At 70.4% G+C, this 17,057-nt stretch carries 12 protein-coding genes and 1 pseudogene; 7 read left to right on the plus strand and 6 right to left on the minus strand.

Going from position 1 to position 17,057, the window contains the following annotated elements:
* Positions 1-123, plus strand: a pseudogene (locus B2J89_RS22780) (DUF2007 domain-containing protein); the annotation flags it as partial.
* Positions 124-186: 63 nt separating this feature from the next.
* Here B2J89_RS22780 and B2J89_RS11000 read toward each other — a convergent pair.
* Together B2J89_RS11000 and purB are read right to left on the minus strand one after the other, a co-directional pair.
* Entirely contained in the window at positions 187-747 is a 561-nt protein-coding gene (locus tag B2J89_RS11000; protein ID WP_169169124.1) for a YaeQ family protein, read from the minus strand.
* Between the two features lie 100 nt (positions 748-847).
* Positions 848-2,227 (minus strand): adenylosuccinate lyase, encoded by a 1,380-nt coding sequence (gene purB / locus B2J89_RS11005; protein ID WP_169169125.1) that lies wholly within the window; start codon positions 2,225-2,227, stop codon positions 848-850.
* A gap of 94 nt (positions 2,228-2,321) precedes the next feature.
* Between purB and B2J89_RS11010 the strand changes: the two genes are divergently transcribed.
* Positions 2,322-2,936: a glutathione S-transferase N-terminal domain-containing protein gene (locus B2J89_RS11010; protein ID WP_169169126.1), complete on the plus strand. Its 615-nt coding sequence runs from the start codon at positions 2,322-2,324 to the stop codon at positions 2,934-2,936.
* 292 nt (positions 2,937-3,228) lie between these two features.
* Here the strand turns inward: B2J89_RS11010 and B2J89_RS11015 are convergent, their stop codons facing one another.
* On the minus strand, positions 3,229-4,431 hold the full coding sequence (locus B2J89_RS11015; RefSeq protein WP_169169127.1) for an HD-GYP domain-containing protein: 1,203 nt from the start codon (positions 4,429-4,431) through the stop codon (positions 3,229-3,231).
* Between the two features lie 70 nt (positions 4,432-4,501).
* Positions 4,502-7,309: a bifunctional [glutamate--ammonia ligase]-adenylyl-L-tyrosine phosphorylase/[glutamate--ammonia-ligase] adenylyltransferase gene (glnE, locus tag B2J89_RS11020; RefSeq protein WP_169169160.1), complete on the minus strand. Its 2,808-nt coding sequence runs from the start codon at positions 7,307-7,309 to the stop codon at positions 4,502-4,504.
* A 115-nt stretch (positions 7,310-7,424) separates the two neighbouring features.
* Between glnE and B2J89_RS11025 the strand changes: the two genes are divergently transcribed.
* The 4 genes from B2J89_RS11025 to B2J89_RS11040 are packed head-to-tail and all read left to right on the plus strand — an operon-like array spanning position 7,425 to position 15,083.
* Complete coding sequence (locus B2J89_RS11025) at positions 7,425-11,594, plus strand: YhdP family protein (RefSeq protein WP_169169128.1); 4,170 nt, start codon at positions 7,425-7,427, stop codon at positions 11,592-11,594.
* Positions 11,591-12,406, plus strand: a complete 816-nt coding sequence (locus tag B2J89_RS11030) for a carbon-nitrogen hydrolase family protein (RefSeq protein WP_169169129.1) — start codon at positions 11,591-11,593, stop codon at positions 12,404-12,406. Before B2J89_RS11025 ends, B2J89_RS11030 begins: the two co-directional genes overlap by 4 nt.
* An 8-nt stretch (positions 12,407-12,414) precedes the next feature.
* Positions 12,415-14,451, plus strand: coding sequence for a nitrogen regulation protein NR(II) (locus B2J89_RS11035; RefSeq protein ID WP_371809060.1), 2,037 nt, complete (start codon positions 12,415-12,417; stop codon positions 14,449-14,451).
* 2 nt (positions 14,452-14,453) lie between these two features.
* A complete protein-coding gene (locus tag B2J89_RS11040; protein WP_169169130.1) occupies positions 14,454-15,083 on the plus strand; it encodes a response regulator transcription factor in 630 nt (209 codons plus the stop codon).
* A gap of 35 nt (positions 15,084-15,118) precedes the next feature.
* On the opposite strand, the gene B2J89_RS11045 is transcribed toward B2J89_RS11040, so the two are convergent.
* Together B2J89_RS11045 and B2J89_RS11050 are read right to left on the minus strand one after the other, a co-directional pair.
* The gene (locus B2J89_RS11045; RefSeq protein ID WP_169169131.1) at positions 15,119-15,769 is read right to left on the minus strand and encodes an OmpA family protein; all 651 of its coding nucleotides are present in this window, start codon (positions 15,767-15,769) and stop codon (positions 15,119-15,121) included.
* 133 nt (positions 15,770-15,902) lie between these two features.
* Positions 15,903-16,043 (minus strand): hypothetical protein, encoded by a 141-nt coding sequence (locus B2J89_RS11050; RefSeq protein ID WP_169169132.1) that lies wholly within the window; start codon positions 16,041-16,043, stop codon positions 15,903-15,905.
* Between B2J89_RS11050 and B2J89_RS11055 the strand changes: the two genes are divergently transcribed.
* Positions 15,976-17,057, plus strand: a 1,082-nt coding sequence (locus tag B2J89_RS11055) for an MltA domain-containing protein (RefSeq protein ID WP_169169162.1), incomplete at its 3' end; no start/stop codon positions are given. The genes B2J89_RS11050 and B2J89_RS11055 overlap by 68 nt on opposite strands.

The following is a 17,057-nucleotide window of genomic DNA, read 5'->3' on the forward strand; positions in this document are numbered from 1 at the left end:
GCGCGCACGCTGCTCGACGACCTGCACCACCTGCCCCAGCGCCTGTGGCACTGCCGCTGCGGCGAAACCGTTGAAGGCGGCTTCGAGCAGTGCTGGCACTGCGGCGCGCTGATGCCGCGGTAACGTTTATTTTGATAGCTGCCAGCGCTTGTCCAGCAGGCGTTTGCGGCCAATTTGCCTGATTTCTTACTTCCAGCGCACTGGCTCCAGGTGCACGCTGCCCTGCGTGCTGCTGAGCGTGAGCGCGCCCTCCTGCACCGTGGCCTGCAGCTGCATGCTGCGCTCGGCCAGCTGCGCGAGCTGCTGCGAGGCTTCGGACGGGATGCGCCAGACCTGCAGCTTTTCCAGGCGCGAGAGCTTGGTTTCGATGCCCTTCCACCAGACCTCGGCGGCGTGGTGGAAGGCGTAGGCCACCACCGCATCGGCCTTGCTGCAGGCCTTGGTGAGCGGCTTGTCCTCGGGCTGGCCGACCTCGATCCACAGGCGCTTGCGGCCGGTGAAGTCGGTCAGCGAGGCGTCCGGGTCGTCCGGGTCGGACAGGCCGGCGCCGAACGCCAGCGTGCCGTCACCGTGGCAGGTGTCCTGCAGCGCGTGCGCGTGGAGGGCCAGCGCGGCCAGCCGCACCATCATGCGTTCGTCGGTCTCGCTGGGGTGGCGCGCCAGGGTCAGCGCGTGGTCGGCGTAGTAGCCGTGGTCGATGTCGGCGATCTGCAGGTTCGCCTTGAAGATGGTGGATTTGATGGCCATGGTCTATCAAAAATAAGAGCTGCCAACGCAAGTCCTTGCTTGCTTTGGCAGCTCTAGATATCGGAAAAAGCCACACAGCAAGCGCTGGCAGCTATGATTTTTATACTCGGCGCGCCAGCTCCGCCGCCATGCCGGTGTAGCTGCCCGGCGTCATGGCCAGCAGGCGGGTTTTCTCGGCCTCGGGGATGTCGAGCGAGCGGATCAGGCCGTGCAGGTCGGCGGCCGTGACGGTCTGGCCGCGCGTGACTTCCTTGAGCTTTTCGTAGGCGCCCTGCACGCCATAGCGGCGCATCACGGTCTGGATCGGCTCGGCCAGCACCTCCCAGGCGGCGTCGAGGTCGCCCGCCAGCGCCTGCTCGTTGAGTTCGAGCTTGTTCAGGCCAGTGAGCAGCGAGCTGTAGGCCAGCGTGGCGTAGCCCAGCGCCACACCGATGTTGCGCAGCACCGTGCTGTCGGTCAGGTCGCGCTGCCAGCGGCTGATCGGCAGCTTCTCCGACAGGTGCTTGAGCAGCGCGTTGGCCAGTCCCAGGTTGCCTTCGGCGTTCTCGAAGTCGATCGGGTTGACCTTGTGCGGCATGGTCGACGAGCCGATCTCGCCGGCCTTCAGACGCTGCTTGAAGTAGCCCAGGCTCACATAGCCCCAGATGTCGCGCGCGAGGTCGATCAGGATGGTGTTGGCGCGCGCCACGGCGTCGAACAGCTCGGCCATGTAGTCGTGCGGCTCGATCTGGATGCTGTAAGGCTGGAACGTCAAACCCAGGCCCATGGGCTCGTGGGTTTCAACGACGTGCTTGCTAAAAGTTTCCCAGTCGAAATCGGGCCAGGCCGACAGGTGGGCGTTGTAGTTGCCCACGGCGCCGTTCATCTTGGCCATGATCTTCACGGCGGCGATGCGGTCGCAGGCGGCCTGCAGGCGCACCACCACGTTGGCCAGCTCTTTGCCCACGGTCGTGGGGCTGGCCGTCTGGCCGTGCGTGCGGCTGAGCATGGGCACGGCGGCGTGCAGGTGGGCCATCTCGCGCAGCTTGAGCACGATGCGGTCCAGGCCCGGCAGCACGACCTGGTCGCGGCCGGCGCGCAGCTGCAGCGCGTGGCTGGTGTTGTTGATGTCTTCGCTGGTGCAGGCGAAGTGCACGAACTCGGCGGCCTTTTCGAGCTCGGGGCGGGCCTCGAACTTGCTCTTGATCCAGTATTCGACCGCCTTGACGTCGTGGTTCGTGGTGCGCTCGAACTCCTTGATGGCGGCGCAGTCGGCCTCGGAGAAGTTCTTCACCAGGCCCAGCAGGTAGGCGCGCGCGCCCGTGGTCAGCGGTTTGAACTCGGCAAAGCCGGCGTCGGAGAGCGCGATGAACCAAGCGACCTCGACTTGCACGCGCCGGTGCATGTAGCCGTGCTCGCTCATGATGGGGCGCAGGGTGGAGAGTTTGGCGGCGTAGCGGCCGTCCAGCGGCGACAGGGCGTTAAGGGTCGAGAGGCTCATGGGCGCCGATTGTAGGTGCCGCTGCGGCCCGGCGCGGTCTGGCTAGAATCAGCGCCCCAGCGCCGCCGTGGCCCCGAGCACGAGAAGAAACACTATGAAACTGATTGGAACGACCACCAGCCCTTACGTGCGGAAAGTGCGCGTGGTGATGGCCGAGAAAAAGCTCGACTACGCCTTCGTGCTCGACAACGTCTGGGACCAGGACACGGCGATCGCCGCATCCAATCCGCTGGGCAAGGTGCCGTGCCTGGTGATGGAGGGCGGTGAGGCGGTGTTCGATTCGCGGGTCATCGTCGAATACCTGGACACGCTCTCGCCCGTGGGCAAGCTGATTGCGCAGCAGGGGCGCGAGCGCGCCGACATCAAGACCTGGGAAGCCCTGGCCGACGGCGTGCTCGATGCGGCCATTCTGGTGCGCCTGGAGCAGACATTCGCCGGCCGCACCGAGAGCGAGCGCAGCCAAGCCTGGATCGATCGGCAACTGGGCAAGGTCGACGCCGGGCTGCGCGCCATGGCGCAGGGACTGGGCGACAAGCCATTTTGCAGCGGCATCCACCTGAGCCTGGCCGACATTGCCGTGGGCTGTGCGCTCGAATGGCTGGATTTTCGATTTCCGCAGATAGCCTGGCGTGCCGAGCACCCGAACCTCGCGCGCCTGGCCGACAAGCTGGCCCAGCGGCCGAGCTTTGCGGAGACCCGGCCCGCCTGAAGCGGCGGGCGCAGCCCCTGCTGGCCCTGGGGTGCAGGCGGTGGAAGAAAAATGCTGCGATGCGTCCCGAAGTGAAGAAGAGAGGGAGGGAGGAGGAGCACTCCGGGATTTTCAGTTGGGCACAGAGCCCAAAGGCATCGCAACAAGAAAACGGTGGGGACGCCACGCATCCCACGGTTGGTCGACCGGGAATTTTTGCAGAAGTTCCGACACGGCGGGGTTGCAAAACATCGAAAGGAGTAACCAGTTTCGGCCCGCTGGCGCCGGCCGCGGCCACGCCCGCGCCCGCGCGTCAGACCATGGCCAGCAGGCGGTCGAGTGACAGGTTGACGCGCACATCGCGCTGCGCGACGGCCCCGGTGATTTTCCAGGCCGCCTGCGCCGTGTCGCGCGGGATCATCTCGCCGGTGGGCAGGCCCTCGCGGTTGAGCAGCACCGCCACGCGCGGCGTGGTGGCCGTGGCGCCGCGCTTGAGCACCACGCCGACCTCGTGGCTGGCCAGGCGCACAAAGGCGCCGGGCGGGTAGATGCCGAGCGTCTTGACGATGGCGGCGCCGGCCTCGTCGACCTGTTGCGACTCGTCGTAATAGCAGGCCTGCATCGCGGCCGTCACCGGCATCGGTGCGCGCGCGGCGCGCGGCGCCATGCGCGCGGCAAAAATGTCGGTGCGCTGGAGCAGCCGCGCCAGCTGCTGCGCTTCGCTCTTGGCCGCCAGGGGCCCGGGCGAGCGGTGGTGGTGCAAGCGCACCGCCTCCAGCCACACCGGGTCGTTCACGCCGAGCTCGCGCAGCAGGCCCTCGGAGCGCAGCGCGTGGCTCTCCACGGCGGCGATCTGCTGCATATCCAGCGGCGCCGCTTGCTGGGCCAGCTGGTCCTGCAGCCCGGTCATGGCGATGTTCATGCTCAGCGCCGCGCTGCCCACGCGCAGCACCTGGGCCTCGCTCCACTGCAGCGTGGCGCGCGCCACGACCATGCCGACGCAGGCCACCAGCAGGCCGTGCGTGGCGCTGTACAGGTCGGTCTCCTGGGCCGAGAGGTACACCAGCGCCAGCAAGCTGGCGTCGGGGGTCTGCCGGCAGCGCTGTGCCAGGCTTGTATGCAGCGCCGTGAAACGGGCGCCGAAGTCGCTGCGCTGCGGCGAGCGCAGCAGCTGCGTGGCGTGCAGCTGCAGTTCGGACCAGTCGGGCAGGACCTGGCCTGGCGCGGCGCTGGCCGCCTGCGCGGTGGCCGCGATCTGCATCGATGCGATCTGGCCCAGCGGTTTTTGCGACAGCAGCATGCGCTGCAGCTGCGCCAGGTAGGCACGGTGGCTGTCGCCCGACTCGTCGGTGTCCACGCACAGGTCGACGCCGCGCCGCACCAGGGCGTCGAGCTCGGCCCGCGTGCGGATGACGTAGCCTTTGTGCGCGAGCACGGCGCCGCTGGCGCCGCGCAGCACGAAGGGCAGCGGCTGGCCCAGCTGGAGGCTGTCGATGTTGAGGGGCAGAAGGTTCATGGCGGTCGCTGAATTATCCCGGGCCGCAGGCCTGTGAAGGCCGGCACAGCGGGGGGAAATCGGGGCCTGTTCAAGGCACCGCGCCGGCGCCAAACACCGCGGCCCACAAAGCCAGCACCGCGCCGCGCTCGGCCAGCAGCGTGGCGGGGTCGACTTCGAGCGAGGCCTCGTCCAGGCGCGCCTTGTGCTGCACGCTGCGCAGCCGGCGGTAGGCGTCGGCGGCGGCGTTGCCGACGCCGGCCGGCAGCAGGCCGGTCTGCTCGGCGCGCTGCAGCAGCGCGATGTTGCCGACGTTGCCCAGCAGCTCGCGGTGCGCGGCCGAGTGGGCCAGCACCAGGTACTGCACGGCGAACTCGGCATCGACCATGCCGCCGGGGCTGTGCTTGACGTCAAAGCGCTCGCTGCGCACCGCGTGGGCGGCGCGCACGCGTTCGCGCATGGCCACGATCTCCTGGCGCAGCGCCGCAGGGTCGCGCGGGGCGCTGATGACGGCCTCGCGCACGGCGTCAAAGCGCGCGCGCAGCCCCAGGCCGCCGCCGGGCAGGGCGGGCGCCTCGCCCTCGGTGGCGGGCGTGGCCAGGTCCTCCGTGCCCAGCACAAAGCGCGCGCGCGTCATGGCCTGGTGCTCCCAGGTCCAGGCGGTGTTGCTGCCGCGCTGCTGCTGGTAGTTGGCATAAGCGTCAAAGCTGGTGACCAACAGGCCCGAGTTGCCGTTGGGGCGCAGCGCGGTGTCGATCTCGAACAGGTCGCCCTCGCCGGTCTTAACCGCCAGCCAGTTGATGAGCTTGCGCACGAAGGCGGCATAGACCTCGGGGGCGCGCTCGTCGTCTTCGTCGAACACGAACACGATGTCCAGGTCGCTGCCGTAGCCGAGCTCCTTGCCGCCGAGCTTGCCGTACCCAATGATCGCGAACTGCGGCGGATCGCGGTGGCGGCTCTTGAGGCGACTCCAGCACCAGCGTGCGGTCACGCGCAGCACGCTGTCGGCCAGGGCGCTGAGGTCGTCGGCCACCTGCTCGACCGTCAGGCGCCCTTCCACGTCGCGGGCCAGGGTGCGGAACACCTCGGCGTGGTGGGCGCGGCGCAGCAGGTTGAGCAGGGTTTCGTCGTCGTCTTCCTGGGTGGAGCGCAGCGAGGCCAGGCGCCGCTGCAGGTCGCGCTCGAAGTCGGCTGCGTGGAAGCGTTCGGACAGCAGCGCAGGGCCGGCGAGCTCGTCGATCACCCCCGGGTGCTGGAGCAGGTAGCGCGCAGGCCAGCGCGCGGCGCCCAGCAGGTGCAGCAGCTGCTCGTGCACGGCCGGGCGCTCCAGCAGCAAGGCCAGATAGCTTTCGCGGCGCAGCAGCGGCTCAAGCCAGTTGATAAGGCGCACGGCAGCTTCTTCGCTCGCGTGCCCTTCGCGCAGCCACTGGGCGGTGCGCTGCACCAGCCGGAACAGGCGCGCGCGCGCCTCCTCGCGCAGCGCACCCACGCGCGGGTGGGTGCGCCATTCGGCGACACGCTCGCGCAACAGCGGTGGCAACTGATCGAGCAGCGTCTCCAGTTCGGTGGGGGCGGCGCTGCCGGACTGGCGGCCAGCGCAGCCGCCGCCCTGGCATTGTTTCTGGCCATTGCCGCCCAGCAGGGTGTCGAACTCCTGGGCCACCAGCTCGCGGTGGGCGTCGAGCTGGTGCAGGAAGGCGCAGCAATCGGCGTAGCCCAAAGTGTGGGCAATCCAGGCCAGGTCGTCGTCGCGCGTGGGCAGCACATGGGTCTGCTGGTCGTCCAGGTACTGGATGCGGTGCTCGACGCGGCGCAGAAAGGTGTAGGCCTCGGCCAGCGCCTGCGCGGTCTCGGCCGGCATCAGCCCGGCCTGCGCCAAGCGCGCCAGGGCTTCGAGCGTGGGGCGTCGGCGCAGCTCGGGAAACTGGCCGCCGCGCACCACCTGCAGCAGCTGCACGGTGAATTCGATCTCGCGGATGCCGCCGCGCGAGAGCTTGACGTCGTTGGCGCGCTCGGGGTGGCCGGCGCTGCGCTTGGCCGCATGGTCGCGGATCTGCCGGTGCAGTGCGCGCAGGGCGTCGAAGACGCTGTAGTCGAGGTAGCGGCGGAACACGAAGGGCAGGACCACGCCGCGCAGCGCCTGGACCTGGGGGCTGGCGATGCAGCTCAGGGGGGCGACCACGCGGCTCTTGAGCCAGGCAAAGCGCTCCCATTCGCGCCCCTGCGTCTGCATGTATTCCTCCAGCGCCGCCAGTGAAATCGCGGGCGGCCCCGAGTTGCCGTTGGGGCGCAGCGCCAGATCGACGCGGAACACGAAGCCGTGCTCGGTGGTGTCGCCGATCAGGCTGTAGATGGCTTTGACGGCGCGCGCGAAGTATTCGTGGTTCGAGAGGCGCCCGCGTCCGTCGGGCGTGCCCTCGGTGTCGCCATCGTGCTCGTAGACGTAGATCAGGTCGATGTCGCTCGACACATTGAGCTCGCGCGCGCCGAGCTTGCCCATGCCGATGACCCACATCTGCACGCTCTGCCCCTGCGGGCCGCGCGGCGTGCCATGGCGGGCGTCGAGGTCGGCGCGGGCCTGCTGGCAGGCGCGGTCCAGCGCCAGTTCGGCCAGCTCCGTCACGGCCTGGGTGACGGCCGCCAGCGGTGCCTGGGCATCGCAGTCCAGGCGCAGCAGCCGCTCCATCACCAGCTGGCGCAGGATGCGCAGCGCCGTGCCGGTGTCGTGCCCGGCCTCGGTCAGGCGCGCGAGTGCCTGTTCCATGGTGGGGCGCACCGGAACGCCGTCGGGCAGCAGGGCCAGGTGCGTGCTGTAGCGGCGGTGCAGGCGCTGGAAAAAGCGCGAATGCGAAGCGGGGCCGGAGGCGGCGTCGGTGCTGTCAAGAAGGGCTGTCTGCATGGCCTGCGCGGCGGGACTGAGCCGCATGTAAAACGACATGGAAGTGCAAGAACGTCAGCACGCGCCCACCCGCACAGCGGCTGCGGGTGATAATTCTTGCCACCCCAAGCCTGCCATGAACGAAGCCCCGATCCACCCCACACGCCTGCTCAAATCTGCGGCGTGGCTGGCGCGGTGGTCTCTGGGTTTGCTGCTGGCCCTGGCACTGGTGCTGGCTATCGGCTGGGGCGCGCTTCACGGCTGGATTGTGCCGCGTATCGGGGAGTTTCGCGTTCCGCTGGAAACCCTGGCCGCACGCGCGCTGGGGGTACCGGTGCGCATCGGTTCGATCTCGGCGCGCAGCGAGGGGTTGATCCCTGCGGTCGAGCTCGGCGACGTCGCCTTGCTCGATGCCCAGGGCCGCGCGGCGCTGCGCCTGCCGCGCGTGGTCCTGGCCGTGTCGCCGCGCTCGCTGTGGCGCCTGGGCTTCGAGCAGCTCTACATCGAAAGCCCCGAACTCGATGTCCGCCGCACTGGCGACGGACGCATTGTGGTCGCCGGGCTCCCGTTCTCGCCGGCCGCGCCCGGTGACACCAGTGCCGCCGACTGGTTGTTTGCCCAGACCGAGGTGGTGGTGCGCGGCGGCACCTTGCGCTGGACCGACGAATTGCGTGGCGCCCCGCCGCTGGCGCTGGGCCAGATGGATCTGCTGCTGCGCAACCGCGGCTGGCGCCACAGCCTGCGCATCGACGCCACGCCGCCGCCGGAGTGGGGCGAACGCTTCACCGTCAGCGGCCAGTTTCGCCAACCCCTGCTGAGCACGCGCAGCGGCGATTGGCAGCGCTGGAGCGGCCAGCTGTTTGGCAGCTTTGCGCGCGTCGACCTGTCGCGCCTGCGCGCCCATGCCGATCTGGGCATTGCGCTGGAGCGCGGCCACGGCGCCCTGCGGGCCTGGGTGGATGTGGAGCGCGGGCAACCGGTGGGCGGCGTGGCCGATGTCGCCCTGGCCGATGTCAGTGCCACGCTGGGCGCGCACCTGCAGCCGCTCGCGCTGCCGTCGGTGCACGGGCGTCTGGGGGGGCACAGGCTGCTCGGCGGTTTCGAATTTTTCACGCAGGGGCTGCAGTTCGTGACCGATGACGGCCTGCGCTGGCCCGGGGGCAACCTGCGCCTGCAGGTCACCGGCCAGGGCCAGGGCCAGCCCGAACGCGAGCGGGGCGAATTCCACGCCGATCGCCTGGACCTGGCAGCGCTGGCGCGCATTGCCGCGCGCTTGCCGCTCACGGAGGCCGTCCACGGCCTCTTGCAGGGCTATGCCCCCAGGGGCCTGGTAGAAACCGTGGAGGCCCATTGGCGCGGACCCTGGGATGCGCCGCAGGGCTACCAGCTGCGCGGCCGGGTGGCCGGGCTGGCCCTGGCCGATGCGCTGGTGCCCGCAGGCCAGGGCATGCCGGCGCCCGCGTTGGGTTTGCGCGGCGCCACGGTGGACGTGGACCTGACGCAGTCCGCCGGCAAGGCCACGGTGGTGGTCGCCGACGGCGCGCTGGTGCTGCCGCACGTGTTCGAAGACCCGCTGCTGCCGCTGGACCACCTGCGCAGCGAGGTGCGCTGGCAGGTGGACGGCGAACGCATCGCCGTGCAGGTCGGCGACACACGCTTTGGCAATGCCGATGCGCAGGGCGAGCTGCGCGCCACCTGGCACACCAGCGACCCCGCACGCTCGGGCAGCCGCTCGCGTTTTCCGGGCGTTCTCGACCTGACCGGCACGCTCGACCGTGCCAATGGCGCGCGCGTGCACCGCTATCTTCCGCTGGAGATTCCGGCGGACGCGCGCCACTACGTGCGCGACGCCGTGGTGGCGGGCACGGCGAGCGCGGTGCGCTTTCGCGTCAAGGGCGACCTGCACGACATGCCGTTCGACAACCCGCGGCAGGGCGAATTCCGCATTGCCGCACGGGTCAAGGACGTGACCTACGCCTTTGTCCCGCGCAGCCTGCAGACGGCGGGCGAACTGCCGTGGCCCGCCCTGACGCAACTGGGCGGCGAACTGGTGTTCGAGCGCTCGTCCATGCGCGTCAACGGGGCCAGCGGGGCCTTCTCGGGCACGCGCCAGACGCAGCTGAGCAAGGTCCAGGCCCACATCCCCGACCTGTCGCACACCGTGGTGTCGGTGGGCGCCGACGCGCGCGGGCCGCTGGCGGAACTGCTGGGCGTGCTGTCGGGCTCGCCCCTGGGCGCGATGACCGGCCACGCGCTGGACCAGGCCCGCGGCAGCGGCAACGCCCAACTGCGCCTGGACCTGAGCCTGCCGATCGATGCACTGCACACGGCGAAGGTGCGCGGCAGCGTCACCCTGGCCGGCAACGACGTGCGCATCACGCCCGACACGCCGCTGCTGGCGCGTGCGCGCGGCGCAGTGCAGTTCACCGAGAGCGGTTTTGCACTGCAAGGCGTGCAGGCCCGTGCCCTCGGCGGCGACGTGCGGCTCGAAGGCGGCATGCGGGCGCTGCCGGCGGGTGCGCCAGCGAGCGAGAGCGCGCTGCAGTTGCGTGCCCAGGGCCTGGCCACGGCCGAAGGCCTGCAGCAGGCCAGCGAACTGGGCTTGGTGGCGCAGCTGGCGCACAAGGCCTCGGGCAGCACGCCGTACACCGTGGCCCTGGCGATGCGCCGGGGCGTCCCCGAGCTGCAAGTGGCCACCACGCTGCAGGGTCTGGCGCTGGCGCTGCCCGCGCCCCTGGCCAAGAGTGCCGACAGCGCGCTGCCCGTGCGTTTTGAAACCCAGCTCACGCGCGAGGCCCTGGCCACCGCGGCGCCCCCTGCCAAGGCCGCGCCGCTGCATGACCTGTTCACGCTCGACCTGGGGCGCCTGGGGTCGGTCCAGTATGTGCGCGATCTTTCCGGTCCCCAGCCGCAGGTGCTGCGCGGCGCCATCGCCATGGGCCTGCCGCCGGGCGAGACCGCACCGCTGCCGCCGCGTGGCGTCGTCGCCAATCTCCAGCTGGAGCGGGTCGATGTCGACGCCTGGGAAGCCGTGCTGCTGCCCAAGGCCGCCGCTGCGGCGCCGGCCGCGGAGGCAGCGGCGGCGGCCCATTCGGATTATTTGCCCACGCAGCTCGCGCTGCGGGCGCGCGAATTGGCCTTTCAGGGCCGCAGCCTGCACGCGGTGACCGTGGGGGGCTCGCGCGAAGGCACGGTCTGGCGCGCCAACCTCGACGCCACCGAGCTCGACGGCTACCTGGAATACCGCCAGGCCGGCACACCCGACAGCCCCGCCGGGCGCCTGTTTGCGCGGCTGTCGCGCTTGACGGTGCCGCAGAGCGCGGCCTCGCAGGTGGATGCCCTGCTGGAGGAGCCGCCGGGCAGCCTGCCGGCACTGGACATCGTGGTCGATGACTTCGAGCTGCGCGGGCGCAAGTGGGGCCGTCTCGAAATCGAGGCCCTCAACCGCGGTGGCGTCGGCGCGCAGCGCGAGTGGCGGCTGAGCAAGTTCAACATGGACACGCCCGAGGCCACGCTCACGGCCAGCGGCAGCTGGGCCCTGCTCCATGCCGCGTTGCCGGCGCCGGGCGCGGCGCGCACGCCGCAGCGGCGCACGCTGCTCGACTTCCAGCTGGACATCCGGGACTCGGGCGAACTGCTGCGCCGTTTCGGCATGGCCGACGTGGTGCGCCGTGGCAAGGGGCGGCTGCAGGGACAGGTCGCCTGGCAGGGCGCGCCGCTCAGCCTCGACTACCCCTCAATGACCGGCCAGGTCCACCTGGACGTGGAGGCGGGCCAGTTCCTCAAGGCCGATCCGGGGCTGGCCAAGCTGCTGGGCGTGCTGAGCCTGCAGTCGCTGCCGCGCCGCCTCACGCTCGACTTCCGCGATGTCTTCAGCGACGGGTTTGCCTTCGACTTCGTGCGCGGCGATGTGCGCATCGACCACGGTGTCGCGACCACCAACAACCTGCAGATGAAAGGCGTCAATGCGGCCGTGCTGATGGAGGGGCGCGCCGACATCGCGCACGAGACGCAGGATTTGCACGTCGTCGTGGTGCCCGAGATCAATGCGATGACGGCGTCCCTCGTGGCCACCGCCATCAACCCGGTGATCGGGCTGGGCAGCTTCCTGGCGCAGGTGTTCCTGCGCGGCCCGCTGATCGCGGCGGCCACCCAGGAGTTCCGCATCGACGGCACCTGGGCCGACCCGCGCGTGCAGCGCCTGCCGCGGCGCGGCCGCTCCGACAATGCGGGCGCCGCGGCGCCGCCTGAACCCGCGGCGGCGGCGCCGGTCCGCACCCCCCACCCACCTGGAGATCCGTCATGAAAGTGGCTGCAGTGCAAATGGTTTCAGGCCCGCGTGTGGCTGACAACTTGGCGGCGGCGCGCGGCCTGCTCGAGCGCGCCGCCGCCGAAGGCGCCGAGCTGGCGGTGCTGCCCGAATATTTTTGCGCCATGGGCATGCGCGACACCGACAAGCTGGCGCTGGCCGAAACCCTCGGCGAAGGGCCCGTGCAGCACTTTTTGGCCCACATTGCGCGCGCTCTGAACCTGTGGCTGGTGGGCGGAACGCTGCCCATGGCCTGTGCGGACGCGCAGCGCGTGCGCAACACCTCGCTGGTGTATTCGCCGGCGGGCGAGTGCGTGGCACGCTACGACAAGATCCACCTGTTTCGCTTCGACAACGGGCGCGAGCAGTACGACGAGGGCCGGGCCATCGAGGCGGGCGATGCGCCAGTGCAATTTCGCCTGGCGGCGCGCGACGGGCGGGCGTGGTGCGTCGGGTTGAGCGTGTGCTACGACCTGCGCTTTCCCGAGCTGTTCCGCAGCCACGCGCGCGCCGGCGCCGACCTGCTGCTCGTGCCCAGCGCCTTCACCGTTCCCACGGGCCAAGCCCACTGGGAGCTGCTGCTGCGCGCGCGCGCGGTGGAGAACCAGGCCTATGTGCTGGCGCCGGCCCAGGGCGGCGTGCACGAGAACGGGCGCCGCACCTGGGGCCACAGCATGCTGGTCGATCCCTGGGGCGACGTGCTGGCCGTGCAGGCACAGGGCCCGGGCGTGGTGGTCGGGACGGTCGACGCGGGGCGTTTGCAGCAGGTGCGTGCACAGCTGCCGGCGCTGGCGCACCGCGTCTTGTGAAAGCGGCCGTGGTCCGTTGGGCGTGGCGCCGTTGGCAGGGCGCGTGGCGGCGCTGGTCGCTGTGGACGCTGCTGGTGGCGCTGGTGGCCGCCATGCTGGTCACCGTCGTGTGGCTGGCGGGGCGCTACGAGGCCAGCGTGGTGCAGAGCCAGCTCGAACGCGATACCGCCGATGCGGTGGCAGACCTGCGGACCGCGCTGGCGCGCAACCTGCAAAACATCCAGGCCCTGCAGGGGCTGGCCCCGGGCGGGTCGCAGTGGCAGGTGCAGGCGGGCGCCCTGCTGCGCGAGCACCGTGAGCTGGTCGGCATCGAATGGCGCGACAGGGCGCTGAACGTACAGGCGCAGGCCCAGAGCCCGTTCTTCCCGACCCGAGGCGAGCGCGGCAACAGCGACGGCGCGCATTCGGACACGGCCCTGGCATGTGCCAACGCGGGGCGCCTGAGCGGCGCGGCCTACTCCAGCAGCTACTTCCAGCCGCAGGGCGCGGGCCTGGGCGTGGAGATGATGGAGCTGTGCCTGCCGCTGTCCACCGCGGGGCGCGCCGGCGGCTACCTAGTGGTCACCTATTCACTGCAGAACATGCTGACCGAATTGGTGGGCCACAACCTGACGCGTCGCCAGGAAGTGTCGTTCACCGAAGCCGATGGCACCCGCCTGGCGATGGTGGGCGCGGCGCGGCGCGGCACGCGCATGTTCACCGCGCAGCAGCTGCTCGACCTGCCCGGCAACACCCTGGTGCTGCGCTTGGACGGCTGGCACGCCGCCCCCAGCCTGTTCCCGAACGTGCTCACGGCGCTGGTGACCGCGATGTCGATCGCCCTCGTCACCGTGGTCGCGATGCTGGTGCGCGACAACCGCCGGCGCCTCAGCGCCGAGCGCGAGCTGGGCGACGCGCTGGCGTTCCGCAAGGCCATGGAGGATTCGCTCGTCACCGGCCTGCGTGCGCGCGACCTGCAGGGGCGCATCACCTACGTGAATCCGGCCTTTTGCGAGATGGTGGGGTTCAGCCCGGCGGAGCTGCTGGGCCAGAGCTCGCAGGCGCCCTATTGGCCGCCCGAACTGGCGGAAGAGTATTGGCACCGCCAGGCGGTGCGGCTGGCCGGCACCGCGCCGCCGCGCGAAGGCTTCGACTCGGTGTTCATGCGCAAGGACGGCACGCGCTTTCCCGTGCTCATCATCGAGGCGCCGCTCATCAACGCCGTGGGCCAGCACACGGGCTGGATGAGCGCCTTCATCGACATCAGCGAGCAGCGCCGGGTCGAAGAGCTCTCGCGCGCCTCGCAGGAGCGCCTGCAGGCCACCGCGCGCCTGGCGACGGTGGGCGAGATGGCCTCGCTGCTGAGCCACGAACTCAACCAGCCGCTGGCGGCCATCTCCAGCTATGCCACCGGAACCCTGAACCTGCTGGAAGTGGGGCCGGGCAGCGACAGCGCCGCCCTGCAGGCGGGCCTGCAGGACGCGCGCACGGCCATGCAGCGCATTGCCCACCAGGCCGAACGTGCCGGCCGGGTCATCAAGAGCGTGCACGACTTCGTGCGCCGGCGCGACCAGGCGCGCGAAGCCGTGCCCGCGCAGGAACTGCTGGGCGACGTGCTGCCGCTGGTGCACCTGCAGGCGCGCAAGCTCGGCGTGCGCGTGCAGGTGGCGCTGGAGCCGGGCCTGCAGCCGGTGCTGTGCGACCGCATCATGGTCGAGCAGGTGCTGCTCAACCTCACGCGCAATGCCATGCAGGCCATGGACGATCCGGCCATCGCCGTGCGCGTGCTGGACATCCGGGTGCGCCGCGCCGGATCGAACGCGCACAGCGGTTGGCTGGAGTTTTCGGTGGCCGACTGCGGCAGCGGCATCACGGACGACACTGCGCGGCAGCTGTTCACGCCATTTTTCACGACACGCCCCGAAGGCATGGGCCTGGGCCTGAGCCTGTGCCGCACGGTGGTCGAGCAGCACGGCGGGTTTCTGGGCTACGGCCCGCACACGCCGCGTGGTACGGTCTTTACCTTTACCCTCCCGTTCGCCAGGCCCGCGCCAGAGACGCATTGACCATGCAACCCATCACCGACGCCACCGTATTCATCGTCGACGACGACGCCAGCGTGCGCGAGGCACTGGCGTGGCTGCTGCGCTCGCGCCGCCTGCCCAGCGAATCGTTTGACAGCGCCGAGGCGTTCGAGGCCAGCATGGCGCAGCGCACGCCGCAGCGCTCCCCGTGCTGCCTGCTGCTCGATGTGCGCATGCCGGGCATGAGCGGCCTGGCCTTGTTCGATGCCTTGGTGGAGCGCGGTGCGGTGGCCGCCATGCCGGTGATTTTCCTGACCGGCCATGCCGATGTGCCCACCGCCGTCGACACGGTCAAGCGCGGCGCGTTCGACTTCTGCGAAAAACCGTTCTCGGACAACGTCCTGGTCGACCGCGTGGAGCAGGCGCTGGCGCTGTCGGCCCAGCACATGGCCCAGCTGCATGCGCGCGACGACCTGCGCGCGCGCTTGGCCGACCTGACCGAGCGCGAGCGCGCCGTCATGGGCTGCGTGGTCGAGGGCTTGCCCAACAAGCTGATTGCCGATCAGCTCGACATCAGCGTGCGCACAGTGGAAGTGCACCGTGCGCGCGTGTTCGACAAGATGCAGGTCAAGTCGGCCGTCGAACTGGCCAACCTGCTGCGCGACAGCCACTGATGCCCGCGGCGGGCCGTGGTGTCGCGCGGGCGATCTCAGCGCGGGCGTTCACCCACGAAGATTTCGACGCGGCGGTTGCGCGAGCGGCCGTCTGCCGTGTTGTTGCTGGCGATGGGCTGGTACGAGCCCTGGCCTTCGACCTGGACGCGCGAGCCGTTGACGCCGCGTGCCGTGAGGTAGTTGCGCGTGCTGTTGGCGCGCTCCACGGAGAGCGGGTTGTTGATCGCATCGCTGCCGGTGTTGTCGGTGTGGCCGACGATGCGCACATCGGTGGCCGGGTTGTTGCGCAGGCTGGCGGCAAAGCGGTCGAGGACCGGGGCAAAGTTGCCCTTGATGTCGGAGCGGCCGACGTCAAACGAGATGTCGCTCGGGATGTCGAGCTTGAGCTGGTTGTCGGCAGTCTGCGACACCGCGACGCCCGTGCCCTGCGCGGCCTGCTCCATCTCGCGCTTCTGGCGCTCCATGTTCTGCGACCAGATGTAGGTGCCAATGCCCCCCACCGCTGCGCCGGCGATGGCGCCCGTGCCGGCCTTGCCGCCGGTGGCCGAGCTCAGCACCGCGCCGGCCAGCGCGCCCACGCCGGCGCCGGTGGCGGTGCGGCGCTGGGTGTCCGACATGTTCATGTCGGCGCAGCCGGTGATCAGCAATGCCGCTGCTGCGGCGCCCAAGACGATGTGTTTGCGCATAGGAATACTCCTTGTAGGTGGAAGGGTCCGCCCTCCCGGCAGCCCCCTGCGCCGATTATGCGAAGCGTTGTTACAACTGAAGTATCGGCATGTAAGCCACTCGGTTGTAGGACAAGCCCGCATCGCCCGCCGCTCAGGGCGGCGGCAGGCGCTGGTCCTCGGTCGGGGGCGGGGCCTTGAGCTCGCCGCCCTTGCGCCCCGAAAACATCGTCCACCAGACGATCAGCACCAGAACCACGAGCGCCAACAGCGCTTCAAGCAAAATCAGACCCATGAAACTTGCACTCCTGCGCCATGCCGTAACAGCCCTGATTGTAGGAACGCTGGCCGCCTGCTCCACCACCCCGCTGCCCACCGCCGGACCCGCCGCGCCTGCCGTGCCCAGCGCCGCGCCGCCCGCGGACAGCGGCGCCGTTGGCGCTGCGCCCATCGCCCAGCCCGGCAGCCGCTGGGTGCCGGTGCGCTGGGAGGACCTGCCCGGGTTTTCGGAGGACGCCCTGCACGAGGCCTGGAACGCCTGGGTGCGCAGCTGCGAGCGCCCGCCGCCGGCCTTTGCGCCGCTGTGCCCGCAGGTGCGCCGCCTGAGCCTGGGCAGCGCCGACGAGCAGCGCGCCTGGATGTTCGCGCGCCTGCAGCCCTACCGCGTCGAAGCCGCCAGCGGCAGCGCCGATGGCCTGCTGACCGGCTACTACGAGCCGCAGCTCGACGCCGCGCGCCAGCCGGGCAAGGGCTACACCGTGCCGCTATACCGCGTGCCCGCGGGCCTGGCGGCGCGCAAGCCCTGGTACACGCGCCAGCAGATTGACACCCTGCCCGAGGCGCAGGCGCAGCTCGCTGGCCGCGCGATCGCCTGGCTGGCCGACCCGGTCGACGCCATGGTGCTGCACATCCAGGGGTCGGGGCGGCTGCGCATCACCGAGCCCGACGGCAGCACGCGCTTGGTGCGCCTGGCGTTTGCCGGCACCAACGAGCAGCCCTACAAGAGCGTCGGCCGCTGGCTGCTCGACCAGGGCTTGGTGCGCGACGCCACCTGGCCCGGCATCAGCGCCTGGATCTCGGCCAACCCGGGCCGCGTGAACGAGCTGCTGTGGAGCAACCCGCGCTATGTGTTCTTCCGCGAAGAGCCGCTCGACGGGCTGGACGCGCAGTTCGGCCCCAAGGGCGCGCAGGGCGTGGCGCTCACGCCGGGCCGCTCGATCGCCGTGGACCGGCAGAGCATTCCCTATGGCACGCCGGTGTGGATGGCCTCGAGCGGCCCGGCCGGGCAGTTCCAGCGCCTGGTGCTGGC

This window comes from Acidovorax sp. SRB_24 (assembly GCF_012931925.1).